Consider the following 16,024-nt stretch of genomic DNA (forward strand, 5'->3'; position numbering starts at 1 on the left):
TGCGCAAAATAATTCATCACAAATGCAAAAACAGCCCAACCAATACAAATCATGCTGGCACATTGGGCTGATTTTGGTGATGATGAAATTGTCCAGATTGATAAGTTTATCAATCTTTAACTGAACTAAAAGCCAATAGTCAAAAGTCAGGAACTCACGACTTATGACTCATCACAAGAACTTAAGAAGCAGTTTCCCTAGCTGCACCGGAACCTAGCTTTTTGGGAGAAACTGAGGTCTCACGACGTCCTGTCCGCAGTTTGGGCTTGGGACTGCCACGTTTTTCTCCTTCTGTGTTGTTGGTGTCGGATGAAGACCAAGAGGAGCGGGGGCGATCAGAAGACAAATCGCCGCGACGTCCTGTCCGCAGTCTGGGTTTGGGAGTTGGGGGTACAAGATCTTCTTCTGTAATGTCTGGTTCTGATTGCAGCCAAGCAGGACGGGTTTGGTCGTAAGCAATTTGCAACGCTGCTGCAGCGATCGCCTGAGCATCGTATTGTTCAATCAGCTCGCTTACCATTGGTAAAAATGAAGCTAAACGCTCACCTGCCAATGCTTCTCGCACTTGAGTTTGCAATTTTTCTATCTGCCGCGCTTCAATTTGTGTCCGTGTAGGAATCGACAGCACTTGCCAAGTCTGCCGATTATGGCGTTCAAACACTTGCTGCTTGCGTCGTTCAAAGGGCTGCACCAGAGAAATGGCTGTACCTTCTTTACCAGCTCGACCTGTACGACCAATCCGGTGAACATAGGTTTCTACGCTATCGGGTAAGTCAAAGTTAATCACGTGAGACAACTGGTCAACGTCTAAACCTCGTGCTGCAATATCCGTTGCAACGACCCACCTTACTTGACGATTGCGGAACCGTATCAATAACCGTTCCCGTGCTTGCTGCGACAAATCACCGTGATATTCATCCACACTATGACCAGCTGCTTGCAGTTGACTGGTGAGTTCTGCTGCTGTGCGTCTAGTACGAACAAAGATTAAAGCCGATTCTGGATCTTCCATTTCAAGAATGGGCTGTAATGCTTTTGCTTTTGTCCAGTGGCGCGGTACAACATAAGCTACCTGATTAATTTTGTTAGGAGCGGCTTTTGGTTGCTCAACGGTTACTGTGACGGGCGAATGTAAGAACTTGTTGACTAATTGACGAATTGAGGGAGGCATTGTTGCCGAGAATAGAGCTGTCTGACGCTCTTTGGGAGCTTGAGAGAGAATTTTCTCCACATCGTCGATAAAGCCCATGCTTAGCATTTCATCAGCTTCATCCAACACAAACCATTTCACCCGATCCAGCTTCAAACTGCCTCGATCAAGCAAGACTATCACTCGCCCTGGCGTACCTACTACCATATGAACGCCGCGTTTGAGTTGTAACATTTGACGATCTATCGATTGACCACCGTAGATTGCTAAAACCCGCAAATCTTGGTTTGCAATAAATTGATTGATCGCATCGTGAACTTGAATAGCTAACTCACGAGTTGGTGTTAGAACCAAAGCTTGGACAGCTTTTTGAGTCACATCCACCTGATCTATAATTGGCAGTGAAAATGCTGCTGTTTTTCCTGTTCCAGTTTGGGATTGACCTACAACATCACGACCTGATAACAGGTGTGGGATTGCTTGCGCTTGGATGTTTGTTGGTGCGCTAAAGCCTAGTTTTTCTAATTGCTGAACAGACTCTTGTGAAATTCCTAAATCTGAAAACGAAAGATTCATTAATTCTCCTATATGTTCGTTTGGTTTTTTGATGAGTCATTTGTGATTTCTCAAAAGACAAAGAACCCTTAGGGTATGCCTATAACAGGTCTTTTGACGTTTAAAGTCGCGTACGCTTTGTGATGAGCGACACTCGCCAAATAGTTGAAAACCTGCCTTGGCAACGGCTGGCTCACAAATGACAACTTAGTTGGTGACAACTTGACCATAAAGGTCGTAAGCATCAGCTTTTTGGATAGCTACTGGTACGATGGTTCCTAAGCGTGCTTCTCCATAAACAAATACCTGCCCATCTACTTCTGGGGAAAACCTGCCAGAACGACCAACTAATTGTCCTGTGACAGGATTTTCTTGTTCAATCAGAACATCAACGACTTTGCCAATTTCAAGTTGATTTTTCTTTAAAGAAATCGGCTGTTGGAGTTCCATGATTACGTTCCGCCGCTCATCCATGACGAATTGAGGCAGCTGATTTGGTAGGTTGTAGGCAGGTGTTCCTTCTTCTTTTGAAAAGGTAAACACACCCACATGGTCAAACTCATGACGCTGGATGAACTGCGACAGATGCTCAAAATGTTCCTGTGTTTCTCCTGGAAAACCGACAATCAACGTCGTTCGCAGCACAGCTTTTGGTAATGTCTCTTTTATGCGTTCGATAATCCCATCGTTCACCCGTCCTTGCCAGGGACGATTCATAGCGCGGAGAATGTCTGGATGGGAATGCTGCAAGGGCAAATCCAGGTAAGGTAAGACGTTAGATGTCTCACCAATTGCTGTTATCACATCTGGGGTGAGTCCGGTTGGATAGGCATAGTGTATACGAATCCAAGGAACATTGACTTTCCCCAAAGCACGAAGTAATTCAGCTAATTTCGGCTTACCATAAATATCGATACCGTAATTGGTCGTAATTTGGGAAATCAAAATGATTTCTTGGACACCTTGACTTGCTAGCTGTTCTGCTTCGGTAACTATTGATTCTATGGTACGCGATCGCTGGTTCCCCCGCAGATGAGGAATTATGCAAAAAGCACATCGGTAATCACAACCTTCGGCAACTCGTAGGTAAGCGACTCCTTCTGTTGTGGTGCGGTACCGGGGTGTGGTCTCATCAGCAATGTAGGTTGGCTGTGAACTAACGAGCTTAACCCGCTTACCTTGTTCTACTTGCTGAATAACATCCACTATTTTGTGATAATCCCCGCTTCCCACCACTGCTACTGCCTCAGGCAACTCTTCCAACAACTGTTCTTGGAAGTGCTGCGCCATACAGCCTGTGATAACAATTTTTTTATCTGCTTCTGCCAGTTCTACTAAAGTTCTAACAGATTCTTCTCTTGCCGCTTCAATAAAACTACATGTATTAACTATAACATATTCTGCTAACTCTTCATTAGAATCTACGCCGTACCCTGCTTCTACTAGGAGTCCGAGCATATGTTCTGTATCTACTCTATTTTTCTCACACCCTAAGTGAGAAATTGCAATTGTTGGCTTGTCACCCATATTCACAAAAATCTTTAGGTTTTTTCATGTACTTCAACGGTTTAAGGGCTAGTTTTTTTGCTTCAAACATCATGAGGTTGGTTAAAACCTCCTAACTTTGCTATGACTTTCTAGTTATATACAGCCTCAGGCAGCTATGACCACGAGCAAGATAGAGTTCATGCTATGATAGCTCTATTAATCTGTTGGTCAAGGGAAAATAAGCAACAGTTTGATAAGTTTGACACTAGTCGTTAATCTTTGTTTATAAATTGCCTGTTGGTATTTTACATTACCGCTACGTGTGTGTTGTTAGTTTACCTCTTGGGAAGCCACTCTCGATTTGGAAATTGGTCAGGTTAATGAGAATTATCGCTCATCTCCCCAAAACCAACAGTGTGTGGCGCTTTTGGAGAAGTCGCTACCCTGAGGAAAATAGCGCGTTAACGCCTGCATAACGGTAATGCTACCCCTGTTTTCAGGCAATGCCTGAAACAAGTGATATGCGAGATGCCTTATCCACGGGAAGCTGCCTCGCGTCTGGTGAGTGGCAAACTCCTCTTGCTGTGTCAACAATATCTTAACATATCTTATGGAAACTTTGCCGCCACATTCCATCCTAAGGAGGACGCAAGCGACCCCGGAGCTAAAAGAAAACAAAACACTACTGGCAAGTCGTTGGAAATGCTTGTTGGGTGCAAATAACAAATAAAATTGTTTAAGAGCTAGTTGAACAAATGGTGATCAAAAGCAAACTTAAATAATTAGTAGTGAATTATGAGTCAATAGTCAATAGTCAATAGTCACCAGTGATAATAACAAATGATGAATGACTAAGGACTGATGACTCCGCAAAGCGGGTTAAAAACGTGGACTTATATCAGCTATTTAAAACCCGAACACCAATTATAGGCGTAGTTCACCTACTACCGTTACCTACTTCGCCCCGTTGGGGAGGTAGCCTCAAAGCAGTCGTTGACCGTGCCGAGCAAGAAGCAACAGCCCTGGCAAGTGGAGGGGTTGACGGTATTATTGTAGAGAATTTTTTCGACGCGCCGTTTCCCAAAAACCAGGTCGATCCAGCAGTTGTGAGTGCCATGACTATGTTGGTACAGCGGATACAAAATATGGTAACGCTGCCTGTAGGTATAAATGTTTTACGGAACGACGCTAGGAGTGCAATGGCGATCGCCAGCTGTGTCAGAGCGCAATTCATCCGCGTTAATGTCCTGACAGGTGTCATGGCAACTGACCAGGGCATTATTGAGGGAGAAGCTTATCAACTCCTGCGCTATCGGCGGGAGTTAGGCAGCGATGTCAAAATTTTTGCGGATGTGTTGGTCAAGCACGCTCGTCCCTTGAGTGCTGTGAATCTCACCACAGCAGTGCAAGACACCATTGAGCGCGGTTTAGCAGATGCGGTGATTATATCTGGCTGGGCGACGGGTCATCCTACAAGCCCAGAAGATTTGGAATTGGCATCTTCTGCTGCTAGCGGCACTCCAGTGTTTATTGGTAGTGGAGCAAGTTTAGAAAACATTGCTACACTGATACAGGCGGCAGATGGTGTCATTGTTTCCAGTGCTTTGAAACGCCACGGTCGTCGTGAGCAACCTATAGATCCAAATCGAGTCAGTCAATTTGTGGAAGCTGCACGTAAAGGTTGGAACTCAAAAGGTGAAACCAAATCAATTTCCGAGCTAAAGCTACACTCGTAACTGAGGAATGGGGAATTGGGAATCGGGAGACAAGTAGTAGTTACTAGTAACTTAAGAACTAATAAGTAAAAAACTAATGACTAGCAACCAACAACTCATAAATTCCAATTTCCCATTTCCAAATCCTAGTCTGTTATTTTCAATTCTTTATTGCAGTTTATGAGTCGCCGTCGTTCTATTCCCTGGATTCATAAAAAATCGCGGATATTAATTGCCGCGATCGCATCTTGTGGCGCATTAACAACAGCTTATCTGACTGTCGTTAAGTTAACACAAGGATCTGCCGCTTGCCCCACCAATAGTTGTGATTTAGTACTTGCTAGCCCTTATGCCACAGTTTTGGGGCTACCTCTAGCTTTGTTTGGCTTCCTAGCTTACGCCAGCATGGCTGTCTTCGCTTTGCTTCCTTTGAGAGTTGATGCAGCAAAAAATAAAGATACTCGGACAAAGTTGGAAAACGTGACATGGTTGTTGCTTTTGGCAGGTGCGATCGCCATGTCTATCTTTAGCGGCTACTTAATGTATCTGCTATTTTTCACAATCAAAGCACTTTGTCTGTACTGTCTTGCTTCGGCTGTATTCTCCCTGACTTTGTTAGTGCTAACTATCATTGGTCGCACATGGGATGATATTGGGCAAATTTTCTTTACTGCCATTATTGTTGGCATGGTGACGCTCATTGGGACTTTAGGCGTTTATGCCAATGTAAATAACCCTAATGCTAGAACTGGATCAAATGGAGTTAGCTTAGAACCAAGCGGACAGCCAACAGCCGGTGTTGGTTGGGCGATCACCACAACTTCTGGTGAAGCAGAAATTGAGTTAGCACGTCACTTAACCAAAATTGGTGCTAAAGAATACGTAGCTTGGTGGTGTCCTCATTGCCACGAACAAAAGCAACTGTTCGGTAAACAGGCGTATCCAGAAATTCAAAAAATTGAGTGTGATCCCCAAGGCAAAGACGCTCGTCCAGATTTGTGCAAAGCTGCTGGCATTCAAGGCTTTCCTACTTGGCAAATTAACGGTAAATTATATTCCAATGTACAGCCATTAGAGAAATTAGCTCAAATTTCTGGTTATCAAGGTCCACGCAATTTTAACAATTTTCCTGGTGCTTTTAAGTAGTCGCGCCCTCGTCCCCCGCTATAGTAGTACTCTACTTAGCGCAAAGTCTGCCGGGGGAAGCAACCCAAGCGGCGAGCTTTAGGGGATATAAGGCGGGGAATGACGAAGGCATCGCCGACCTAAGTTGATCCTGGATCAACTGGGGAAGGGATGTCTGAGGAAATGAGTATACCGAACGGAGCAGCGGCAAATGAGACAGGAAGCCCCACTATACCGCTTGCGGTTGGTGGTGGGTACTTCACGTAGTTTTCAGTTGCTCAAGTAACCCACCCTGGCTTAGTTGCCTCAGGATGGGTTATACCAATTCAAAATTCAATCCGGAAGAAAGCCGAGACGAAACTTGGGTTTGGGAGTGTGTATCTGTCGCATTCTTTTTTCAAATTGGTATTACTTTACTCCCTCAAAACTGGAGATTTCCACCAGTTGTTTTGTTGTATAAGCGTGTGGACTTGCCAGTCAGGGTCTAGTTGAGGGTAATCTAGGCGGTAATGTCCTCCCCGGCTTTCAGTTCTAAAGGCAGCGCTTTTAAGAATTAAAACACCGATATCCAGTAAATTGCCAGTTTCCGCCCACAACCGCAATTGGCGTTCAACGTCAGGTATCTCTAAACGAGCTGACTCTGTGGGACGCAAAGACAGCAAAAATTGACTCACAGGCAAAGAAATATAATCTTGCTGCCAAGACTCAAGAGTTGCGATCGCGCTTTCCAAACCTGATTGCTCTCGGCAAATACCAGCGCTTTGCCAAAGAAGACGTGGTATTTTATCTCGCAGTACTTCTAAATGTTCTTGCTGGGGTTTCCATTCAGTTACATCGGCGCGATACTCTCGTATAGCAAGAAGTTCTGACAGGTTTGACACGCGACTCACATCTGGAGGAATCTGGAGATCTGCCATTTGTGCGCCAAATACGATACATTCGAGTAGGGAATTACTTGCAAGGCGATTTGCTCCATGTACCCCAGTACTTGTAGTTTCTCCCACTGCGTATAAACCAGGAATGTTTGTCCGGTTCATCAAATCGGTGACAATACCACCCATCCAGTAATGAGCTGCAGGGGCAACGGGAATAGGTTGTGAAAAAACATCCACACCCGAATGTTGACAAACTTTAATGATATTGGGAAAGCGGTGGCGGATTTTTTCAGCAGGAATGGGGCGCATATCTAACCACACATGAGCAGTGGCTGGATCAGTTGAAGTGCCTTGTAAATGGCTAAAAATTGCACGACTGACCACATCTCTGGGAGCAAGTTCGCCTGCTGGGTGATAATCAAAGGCGAAACGCCGTCCCTCGTCATCAACAAGATGCGCCCCTTCGCCGCGCACAGCTTCACTGATCAGAAAGCGACCTGGTTTTGTTAAAGCAGTGGGGTGGAATTGGACAAATTCCAAATCCCTGAGAATTGCCCCAGCACGCCATGCGATCGCCACGCCATCACCTGTGCTAACAGCAGGATTTGTGCTTTGGGCAAACACCTGACCCCCTCCACCTGTTGCCAAAACCACAGCATTTGCTTTTATCCATTTAACATGACCTTGATAAAACAGGCTAATACCTTGACATCTGCCTGTTTCTGGTTCTAGCCATAAACTCAAAGCCAAAGCTTGTTGAATCACTTGAATGTTTTGGCGTCGCAGAACTTGGTTGGCGAGAGTAGTAGTGACTTCTCTACCTGTTGTGTCTGCAGCGTGAAGAACGCGGTTGCGGGAATGAGCAGCTTCTAAGGTTAAAGCCAACTGGCTGCCATGACGGTCAAACGCTACTCCCAAGTTTACAAGGGATTGAATGCAGCTAGGAGCAAGTTTTGCAAGAAATTCCACAGCAGGGCGATCACACAAACCTACACCCGCTTGGATTGTATCTTCAATGTGTAGAAAAGGAGAATCTTCTGGGGCGACTGCTGCAGCAATTCCACCCTGCGCCCAATCACTAGCTGAGAGAGAAACTGTTTCTTTAGTAATCAAGCCGACTTGCAACTCGGCAGGCATGCATAGTGCTGTGTATAGTCCAGCAGCACCAGCACCGACAACAATAACATCAAATTGGCTTTTAATATCTGTCTGAGGCAAAGCAGGGAGTGTGGGGAGTGGGGCAAATGGGATGAGGGAGTGAGGGAGTAGGGGAATTCCCCTTGTCTTTTATCCTCATTGTCCCTCTTCCTAAATAAACTAATTTCCACTCCCACAAAGGAGTGGATCACATAGCAGCTTGATGATCTACAAATGCGATTATCTGTAGATACCGTTGTTGAAGCGCTCGGCTCCTTCTGTGAAGGCAGGTACAACTTCTGATACGGTAAAGTGGTCTAGGTTACCTTCCAGAATTTGTTTCTGACGTTCGCTCAATCCGGCAATATCCAACACATCCTCTACTTTTTGGTAAGGAGCATTCCTGATGATTTTATTTGCAAGGGTGGGATACAGTCCTCGATACTTTTGAAAAGCTCGCACGTTGGTATTATTCAAATCAATTTTTTTACCATAAACCTCTGCAAGTTTTTCATCTGCAGGGTTGCGGAGGGTTTGAGCAGCCAGAACTGGGACTGAACGAAAAGCAGTTAGGTTCAAATCAGCTGCTTGAGCTGTTTGAGTTGTTCCCAGCCATCCTAAGCATCCCAACAACAAACTAAACACTGTTAATAAACGCACCAATCCTTTCACGATTTTTTACCTCTTTTCATCCACTAAAAATGAAATAAAAGCCTTAAGCTAAAAGCAGTCAGTGTGCAGAAAGTTCTGAGTAGGAAGTGCTGTAGACGCCACGGACACTCTCCAAGGGTGGAGAAGAATTGTAGACGGAAGTGTTCTGCGGGCGATTTTCCGTAAAGCCCGTTGGGCTTGCCGTAAACGCTTGCAGGGCAGCTATCTCTACGACTCGGTAGGCAGTTTGCCGCACTCGGTACTTTGTACTCAGAACTGATGAAGGCTGATAGCCGACAGCTTAATCAACACAGCAGTATCAGAAACTAATATACAGCGATTAATATCCACAATTCTTACCGCCGCCTAGCTTTACCAGATTTTTGCTAAAAATTATTTCCAGTCACAAAACTACTTACTCTTACTTTAACTGAGTTTGTCTTAACTAACTGTAGATGAATACGATACACGTGTATGTAAATAGTATACGTAGCTGCTCTAAAGTTGACCAGCATTAGTTACGGGATTACTAAGATTGATCATCTTGTAAAATTTTGTCAAATTTTATTGACACCAATCACTTTAATCTGGATAGTCCAAATGATTGGTAAAAACTCTTGTGCGGGTGGCAGTGTAGGAGTGTGGCGAAATATCTCTCCCTTTTTGTCTGACTGATTTAATACTTTGTTTAACAACTCAAATAGGATTGTCATAAATTACATCCCCAAAAAAACATGATTTTTTTCTGGAAACGCAAGCGGACACGTTGAAGATATCTTTAGAACACCAATTACAAAATCAAGGAGTTTACCATGAAGAAAGTTTTAAATATCATTTATCGCTTGATTGGTCTAGAAAGCGACGAATCAAAACTTACTGATTCTTATAAATAGTCTTGGATAAGTGAGTATCAGGGTTTTTTAGGTAAATTGTTGCTTTTTATGACATTTCAATTTAAAAGTTCTAAACTTTCTTTAACTTTTTAAACCTGTCTAAGTTTTACTAATGCTTTAAGTTTAATTTAATCGAAGATTACAAGCCTTGAGATCAGAATAATCATGACTAGCACTCAAAGAACATCTGGGTGCTTTTTTGACGAGTTCTTCAACGCTTTTGCTAACCTGGAGATATAGCGTTCGTTACCCTTCCTTTGCAAATGGTTGGGTGAAAGAGGTTTTATATGGCTCATTTAAATCTGCGTCGCCCCCAAAATGTCAGTGGGGATTTTTATGTTGATACTTCGTGTATAGATTGTGATACTTGCCGGTGGATGGTTCCAGATGTGTTTACAGAAGTTGATGAACAGTCGGTGGTTTATCACCAACCACTCAATGAGGTGCAAAGATTAGCAGCACTTCAAGCTCTGTTAGCTTGTCCCACCAGTTCCATTGGTACAGTAGAAAAGCCCCAAGATGTCAAAGTTGCTCAACTGAGTTTTCCGATTTCTGTAGAGGATAATGTTTACCATTGCGGCTATCACTCGGAAAATTCCTACGGCGCTGCTAGCTACTTCATTGAACGACCGGAAGGTAATATTCTGGTTGATTCTCCCCGGTTTACTCCTCCCTTGGTGAAACGTTTGGAACAGATGGGTGGAATTCGTTATATGTACCTGACTCACAGAGATGACGTAGCGGATCATCAAAAGTTTGCTGAGCATTTTCAGTGTCAGCGCATTCTCCACGAAGATGAGATTACTTCTGGGACTCGCAATGTGGAAATTCCGCTCAGTGGAACAGAACCATTTGAGTTCGCTCCCGATATACTCATTCTTGCTGTTCCTGGACACACCAAAGGACACACTGTCTTACTTTATAAGAATAAATTTTTGTTTTCTGGCGACCATTTGGCATGGTCTGATAGTCTCAAGCAACTCATTGCTTTTCGCGATTACTGCTGGTACTCTTGGCCAGAGCAAATTAAATCTATGGGTGAACTGGTTCATTACACTTTTGAGTGGGTGCTTCCAGGTCATGGGCGTAGATATCATGCTGATGTGGAAACTATGAAAAAGCAGATGGACAAGTGTGTTGAGTGGATAGAATCGGTTGGGCGGTAGGTGTTACAACTTAAGGGTGACACCACCGCCCGACTCTGTGCTTTAGCTAGACAACACTTTTCCTAGAGCACTAATTGACGGTGCAAAGAAGTAGCCGCCACCCGTCGGAATCACCCAGTCTTCAGGAGCGGTTAACTTCTTACACTGAGAGCCACCCTGCTTATCTTCAAGGCGGATAAAGAAAGTTCGTGTGCGATCGCCTCCTTCATTACTTTGACCAATGATCGGATCATGACCAAGAGGTATTTCAGGGATACCCTCACACTGGTGACCTTCAGCAGCCGTATTGCTGAAGTCGGCATTATTAACCCAAGCTTGGGTTACAAACTCAAACTGCTTTTCAATCGAAGTCTGATACGCCAAGAAGTGCAAACCGCGATCAACAAAGTTTGGATCTTGCTGTGGATTATCTGGGGTTGAAGGAGATACAGGACCATAAGGAATACCCCGACGCAGCAAGCGGCGCTTTTGGGTAGTCACTTCACTAGTATCAATAATTTCTTGCTCGGTTTCCCCTGTTCCTCCTGGTGTTTTGTCGTTGCGTGGATAGGTTTTGCGGGTATGGGCAATAAATGGACAGCGAATACCAGTCGCATCCTTGGAAGGGGGAACAACGTCGTTCTTGAATCCTTTCTCATCTGGTGCATCTTCGCCGTTGAATTCAAAATCATTGTTGGCGAGCTCATCATCACCTAAACTTGGGTTATCTTTTTCAGGTGTGCGGACAGTAGGAGCACCACTAGGCCAACGACCAACCAGCTTCGCGCTGACCTTTCTGGGGTTGGTGTCTAAGTCTTCAGCAGTATCCTTGAGAAATTCATGGAACTTGAACACATCTTGACGTAACCGGCGGAACACAAGGTAAGAGCCATCATCTGCCCAGCTAGGTCCTGCTGATACCACCTGACCTTTACTATCATCCAGCGTCTTGGCATTCTCATCCTGACCCTCGTAGCCGAAAACAAACTCTCCTGACCAGAGAAGATCCTGCCCTGGTTTGCCCTGATTCGGATCCTCTGGGTTTTCCCGAGGAGTGAGAACGTCTTTGGGGTCATCAGAAACCCTACCACGAATACCAGGTTGTGACAGTCCATCTAAGTTGCCGAAGTGCTCATGTCCTGAAAGGGGCGGGGGTAAAGTAGCACCCTCTTCAATAAAAGTGATTTTGGCACCGCTCCCTTTTGGGAATGTCACAATGCTTTCTACAATCCGCGCGACTTCTGCCTGCAAGTCGCTATGCTCATCGCTCGCAACAATGAAAACCACGTCAACTTTGCCGTTGTCTGGTCCACCCACAACCCAGCCTATGGGTTTGCCGTCCTTATCCACTGGGTCGTTCAGTTGAGCGGCGCGTGCTGCTAGACCAGATTTAAATGCTTCATCTGTGAAAGCATCAGCATCGTTAGTTAGTTTCTTTAGTCCCTCAAAAGAGAAGGCTACATTGACCCAGGTTGCTTTAACACTGCCTTCACGACCCCGCCGTTTTCGAGTGGCTTTGAATATGCGGTTAAAGGCAATCACTTCTGACGCAGTGGCAATGAACTGAATCTGCGTCTTGAGCCATTGCTTGAAGGCACAAGCATTTTCAATTTCTAGAAAGAGGAGTGTCTGTAAGTCTTTATTGAAGCCACCCAAAATGTTGCCTTGAATATTGTTCACACGGAGAACTGGTTCATCAGGCGTAGGTGGGCGCATTTTGCTTAGGAGTTGACCCGCCAAAGGAGGAGGGGTGGGTGCTTCACGAATGATTTGTTGAGTCATAATGCAAGTCCTCTTTTTAAGTTAAGCAAGTTATTTAGAACTTAGGCATTGACAAATTTTGTTGTATGCACTATGCGCTACCTAAGTGGCTAAATAAAAGTTAAGCCTTTTGAACTTTCCTTCTATTTGTAATAAATGCAAGCAAAATTAACTTATGCACTTTTGTGAGAAATAAGTAATACCATTTCACGAAATCCCTGATACAAATGATTGGTTTATAATTCTTTCCCCCTGCTCGGGTGCCCCCTGCTTCCTGCCCCCCATTTGTATCAACCTTAAAGTGAAAGGGTATAAGTCGGCGCAAAGAATACGCGACTAAACCCATGACTCATTCCTTCATAACGATAGATGGAAGCAATCCCCAATGTTCAGTTCTTCTTCTGTGAGTCCAGTGGTCGTGAAATTTTCACCAAATATGCCTAATGGCAGATCAGTACCAGGTAATTCACCTTGCCAGTAACGTAATGCTCGAAGGTGATATGATTTTAGTTGATTTTAATTATGCAAAGAATTATAAGCTTCATTGAGTTTGGTGGCTGATTCTTCTAATAAGCGTTGTTCATGAGCATTTCTTGATAACAGCAGTTGGCGCTCAATACCTGTTGAGCCAATGATACATGGAAGTCCAAGAACAACTTCACTGCCAACTCCATAGTTAGAATCTGCTCTGGCCGATACTGGAAATATCTGCTTTTCATCTCGCAGAATGGTATCAACTAACTGACAAACTACTATTGATATACCATAGCTTGTATTTCCTTTGCGTTCAAAAATGTTATAGCCTCGTTTACGAGTTAACTGTGCGTACTCTTGCTGAATTTGTTCTAGCGTTGTTCCTTGTGGAATGGGAAATTCAATTAACGAAATTCCCCCAATAAATGCACTAGACCAAACGACAAATTCACTGTCTCCATGCTCTCCAATCACATAAGCATGAACGTCTTGTTTGGCAATATTTAGTCGCTTTCCAAGTTGATATCTCAGTCTAGCAGTATCAAGAACGGTTCCCGAACCGAAAATTAGGTTTTCTGCTCTGGTGGAAGTAGCGATTGCAATCCGTGTGAGTACATCCACTGGATTGCTAACGATAAGTACGATTGAATTTGGTGCAACTCGATCCAATTCTTTTATTGTCGAACGTATAATCTCTGCATTGTCGCTCAATGTATCTAATCGGGTCTGTCCTTGTTTTTGCTGCACTCCAACAGTCACAATAATGATATCTGAATCAGCTAGATCTTCATACTGATTTGATGGTATTATCTCCATCTCTTTAAGTAGGGGAATGCTGTCTTCAATATCCCATGCTTGCCCCTCAGCTTTTGATAAGGTTCGGTCAAAAAGGACGACCCTTACACATTTACCGAGTAGGACTAAAGCATTTGCAACGTCTGCACCTACATTACCTGCACCAATAATACCGATTTTAGATGTTTTACTAATCATGCTATATTTACTTTTTTGTAACTAACGCAATGGGTTAATGTTACTATAAAACTAATCCTTTCGAGTCAAGATTATTGAAGGGATGACTTCGTTTTAAAGAGTGGATTATCTTTGTGAACAACTTTTTAATTTGCAGCCTTTAAATGCTCTTGTGCTACAAGTTGGTCAGTCATTCACTGCTCGAGTCACTTGTTTTAAAACTAACAAGGGTTGAATGTACTTTATTACCTCGTCATGATCAAGGATATGCCGATCCTTGGTTAATCCTCACCGATTTACTACCAGAAGATACGGATGCTTGCTGGTATGCAATGCGTTGTTGGATTGAGTGTCTGTTTAAAGATGGTAAACGCGGCGGTTTTTGTTGGCATCGTACCAAGATTACTGACCCAAAACGTGCCCAACGACATTGGTTAGCGATGGGTGTTGCAACTCTGTGGCAAGGAGCGCGTTGGTGGGGAAGTTGATGCCAATCTACCCATTAGATGTGCTTATCAGCATAGCGCACAACATAGTAATCTTGTCCGCATTCCCGGCAGAAAACAAGGGGATAAAGTAGGCAGTTGTCTGTGGTTGTATATTGACCTTCAAGAGTGAAATGTCGTTTCTTTGATAAGTCCTTGGGCTGCAATTGCTGTCTCCTTACAACTTGGAAAACAATATATTTAACCCTTCGGTCATCGTGGGATGAGTCAAAATACCATCGCGCAGAACGGTGTAGGGCATATGAGCTTGCATCACCATCTGCACCGTTGAAATCACTTCACCTGCTTCATGACACAACAGGGAACACCCTAGAATATGACCTGTATCTGTATCTACGATCGCCTTCAGAAGTCCATCGGTTTGACCGAGTGTTTTCGCTATAGGAACGGCTGACGCATCCACCTTCGCCACGCGGATAGCATATCCTTGTTGCCGTGCTTCAGTTTCAGTCAAACCCACATGAGCCAGTTCTGGATCGATGAACAGACAGGATGGAACCAATCGATCCCGTGTACTACGGTTGCCCCCATCAATTAAATTAGCTTTGAGAATGCGATAATCATCGAGCGATATATGAGTGTATTGCGGGCCGCCGTTGATGTCGCCTAACGCCCAAATCCCCGGAATGTTCGTCTCTAAGCGATCATTGACTTGAATAAATCCGCGTGTATTGATTGCCACACCAGCAGCAGCTAAATTTAAGCTATCGGTATTGGGCGCACGACCAACGGCGACGAGCAAATGCGACCCCTGGAGGGTGATTTCACGATCAGCAACTTGGATTTGAAGGATGGTTTCATTACCAGTGTAATCGACCCTCAACACCTTTGCCTTCAGCAAGAATTCAATACCATCTTGTTCCAGCAATGTTTGAACTGCGATCGCTATATCTGGATCTTGCTGTGACAGGATTTGCTCACTTTGCCCAATGACAGTAACGCGAGAGCCAAAGCGCCGAAACATCTGGGCAAACTCTAAACCAATATAGCCACTACCGAGAACGATCAGGTGTTCAGGCAACTGTTTTAGCTCCATGATCGACTCACTTGTCAAAAACCCAGTTTCTTTGAGTCCGGGTACAGATGGAATTAACGGTCGTGTGCCTGTATTGATAAACAACCGTTCTGCGGCAAGTAAACGAGTATTGCCTGCGGCATTTGTGACTTCGATCGTTTTAGCATCAACAAATCGTGCTGTACCAATGATCAAATTTTCACCCACAGATCCTTCCAAATTGTGCAAATTTATTTCACGCGCAGCTAACACAACCGATCGCTTCCGTTGGATGACCGCTGCTAAATCAACGGTGGGTTGATTGGTCTTCACGCCATAAGCCGCGCTGTTCCGCACTGTATGAGCGACCTCCGCGCTTGCCACCATCGTTTTAGTGGGAATACAGGCGATGTTAATGCAACCACCCCCAATCATGGTTAAGCTACGTTCTACCAGAGCGATTTTTCGTCCATTCGCAGCTAATGCAGGTGCCAGTGTTTTACCCGCTTTGCCGCCGCCAATCACAATGTCATCGTAGTATTCACTGTTCATTTATGTCTCCTCATGTTTCTCTGTCCTCTGT

Annotated in this window: 14 protein-coding genes; 4 read left to right on the forward strand and 10 right to left on the reverse strand. The window is 44.4% G+C overall.

The annotated features are described in order from the left end of the window. Positions 1-181: 181 nt before the first annotated feature. Together AC5590_RS19370 and rimO are read right to left on the reverse strand one after the other, a co-directional pair. Positions 182-1,726, reverse strand: coding sequence for a DEAD/DEAH box helicase (locus AC5590_RS19370; protein ID WP_169265116.1), 1,545 nt, complete (start codon positions 1,724-1,726; stop codon positions 182-184). Between the two features lie 186 nt (positions 1,727-1,912). Continuing rightward, positions 1,913-3,232 (reverse strand): 30S ribosomal protein S12 methylthiotransferase RimO, encoded by a 1,320-nt coding sequence (gene rimO / locus AC5590_RS19375; protein WP_169265117.1) that lies wholly within the window; start codon positions 3,230-3,232, stop codon positions 1,913-1,915. 848 nt (positions 3,233-4,080) lie between these two features. Here rimO and btpA point away from each other — a divergent pair. Both btpA and AC5590_RS19385 read left to right on the forward strand, forming a co-directional pair. Continuing rightward, positions 4,081-4,929, forward strand: coding sequence for a photosystem I biogenesis protein BtpA (gene btpA, locus AC5590_RS19380; protein ID WP_169265118.1), 849 nt, complete (start codon positions 4,081-4,083; stop codon positions 4,927-4,929). A gap of 159 nt (positions 4,930-5,088) precedes the next feature. Beyond that, a complete protein-coding gene (locus AC5590_RS19385; RefSeq protein ID WP_169265119.1) occupies positions 5,089-6,054 on the forward strand; it encodes a vitamin K epoxide reductase family protein in 966 nt (321 codons plus the stop codon). 392 nt (positions 6,055-6,446) lie between these two features. Here AC5590_RS19385 and nadB read toward each other — a convergent pair whose 3' ends face one another. The 4 genes from nadB to AC5590_RS19405 all read right to left on the reverse strand — a co-directional run bounded on the left by nadB (position 6,447) and on the right by AC5590_RS19405 (position 9,409). Then, positions 6,447-8,126 carry an L-aspartate oxidase gene (gene nadB, locus AC5590_RS19390; RefSeq protein WP_169265120.1) on the reverse strand — a complete coding sequence of 560 codons (1,680 nt, stop codon included), beginning with the start codon at positions 8,124-8,126 and terminating at the stop codon, positions 6,447-6,449. Between the two features lie 159 nt (positions 8,127-8,285). Beyond that, positions 8,286-8,717: a photosystem II complex extrinsic protein PsbU gene (psbU, locus tag AC5590_RS19395; RefSeq protein ID WP_169265121.1), complete on the reverse strand. Its 432-nt coding sequence runs from the start codon at positions 8,715-8,717 to the stop codon at positions 8,286-8,288. Between the two features lie 58 nt (positions 8,718-8,775). Next, a complete protein-coding gene (locus tag AC5590_RS19400; RefSeq protein WP_169265122.1) occupies positions 8,776-8,952 on the reverse strand; it encodes a hypothetical protein in 177 nt (58 codons plus the stop codon). A 301-nt stretch (positions 8,953-9,253) separates the two neighbouring features. Continuing rightward, positions 9,254-9,409: a hypothetical protein gene (locus tag AC5590_RS19405; RefSeq protein WP_169265123.1), complete on the reverse strand. Its 156-nt coding sequence runs from the start codon at positions 9,407-9,409 to the stop codon at positions 9,254-9,256. Positions 9,410-9,876: 467 nt separating this feature from the next. Here AC5590_RS19405 and AC5590_RS19410 point away from each other — a divergent pair, with 467 nt between their 5' ends. Further along, positions 9,877-10,755, forward strand: a complete 879-nt coding sequence (locus AC5590_RS19410) for an MBL fold metallo-hydrolase (protein WP_169265124.1) — start codon at positions 9,877-9,879, stop codon at positions 10,753-10,755. 42 nt (positions 10,756-10,797) lie between these two features. Here AC5590_RS19410 and AC5590_RS19415 read toward each other — a convergent pair whose 3' ends face one another. From AC5590_RS19415 to AC5590_RS19425, 3 genes are all read right to left on the reverse strand, one after another. Further along, on the reverse strand, positions 10,798-12,516 hold the full coding sequence (locus AC5590_RS19415; RefSeq protein WP_169265125.1) for a Dyp-type peroxidase: 1,719 nt from the start codon (positions 12,514-12,516) through the stop codon (positions 10,798-10,800). A gap of 336 nt (positions 12,517-12,852) precedes the next feature. Continuing rightward, on the reverse strand, positions 12,853-12,945 hold the full coding sequence (locus AC5590_RS19420) for an MOSC domain-containing protein (RefSeq protein ID WP_246163476.1): 93 nt from the start codon (positions 12,943-12,945) through the stop codon (positions 12,853-12,855). A 66-nt stretch (positions 12,946-13,011) separates the two neighbouring features. Continuing rightward, positions 13,012-13,962 (reverse strand): L-lactate dehydrogenase, encoded by a 951-nt coding sequence (locus tag AC5590_RS19425; RefSeq protein ID WP_169265126.1) that lies wholly within the window; start codon positions 13,960-13,962, stop codon positions 13,012-13,014. A 143-nt stretch (positions 13,963-14,105) separates the two neighbouring features. On the opposite strand from AC5590_RS19425, the gene AC5590_RS19430 reads away from it, so the two are divergent. Continuing rightward, a complete protein-coding gene (locus tag AC5590_RS19430) occupies positions 14,106-14,429 on the forward strand; it encodes a hypothetical protein (protein ID WP_211178435.1) in 324 nt (107 codons plus the stop codon). A 175-nt stretch (positions 14,430-14,604) separates the two neighbouring features. On the opposite strand, the gene AC5590_RS19435 is transcribed toward AC5590_RS19430, so the two are convergent. Continuing rightward, positions 14,605-15,993: a mercuric reductase gene (locus AC5590_RS19435; RefSeq protein WP_169265127.1), complete on the reverse strand. Its 1,389-nt coding sequence runs from the start codon at positions 15,991-15,993 to the stop codon at positions 14,605-14,607. Positions 15,994-16,024 lie beyond the last annotated feature (31 nt).

It is taken from the genome of Brasilonema octagenarum UFV-OR1 (genome assembly GCF_963888615.1).
In the GTDB taxonomy this organism is placed as follows: domain Bacteria; phylum Cyanobacteriota; class Cyanobacteriia; order Cyanobacteriales; family Nostocaceae; genus Brasilonema; species Brasilonema sennae.

Excerpts from the sequence above, each read along its gene's own strand:
- AC5590_RS19430 (WP_211178435.1), top strand. The coding sequence starts at position 14,106 with ATGCTCTTGTGCTACAAGTTGGTCAGTCATTCACTGCTCGAGTCACTT.
- AC5590_RS19425 (WP_169265126.1), bottom strand. The coding sequence starts at position 13,962 with ATGATTAGTAAAACATCTAAAATCGGTATTATTGGTGCAGGTAATGTA.
- AC5590_RS19435 (WP_169265127.1), bottom strand. The coding sequence starts at position 15,993 with ATGAACAGTGAATACTACGATGACATTGTGATTGGCGGCGGCAAAGCG.
- AC5590_RS19370 (WP_169265116.1), bottom strand. The coding sequence starts at position 1,726 with ATGAATCTTTCGTTTTCAGATTTAGGAATTTCACAAGAGTCTGTTCAG.
- AC5590_RS19405 (WP_169265123.1), bottom strand. The coding sequence starts at position 9,409 with ATGACAATCCTATTTGAGTTGTTAAACAAAGTATTAAATCAGTCAGAC.
- AC5590_RS19415 (WP_169265125.1), bottom strand. The coding sequence starts at position 12,516 with ATGACTCAACAAATCATTCGTGAAGCACCCACCCCTCCTCCTTTGGCG.
- AC5590_RS19410 (WP_169265124.1), top strand. The coding sequence starts at position 9,877 with ATGGCTCATTTAAATCTGCGTCGCCCCCAAAATGTCAGTGGGGATTTT.
- rimO (WP_169265117.1), bottom strand. The coding sequence starts at position 3,232 with ATGGGTGACAAGCCAACAATTGCAATTTCTCACTTAGGGTGTGAGAAA.
- AC5590_RS19385 (WP_169265119.1), top strand. The coding sequence starts at position 5,089 with ATGAGTCGCCGTCGTTCTATTCCCTGGATTCATAAAAAATCGCGGATA.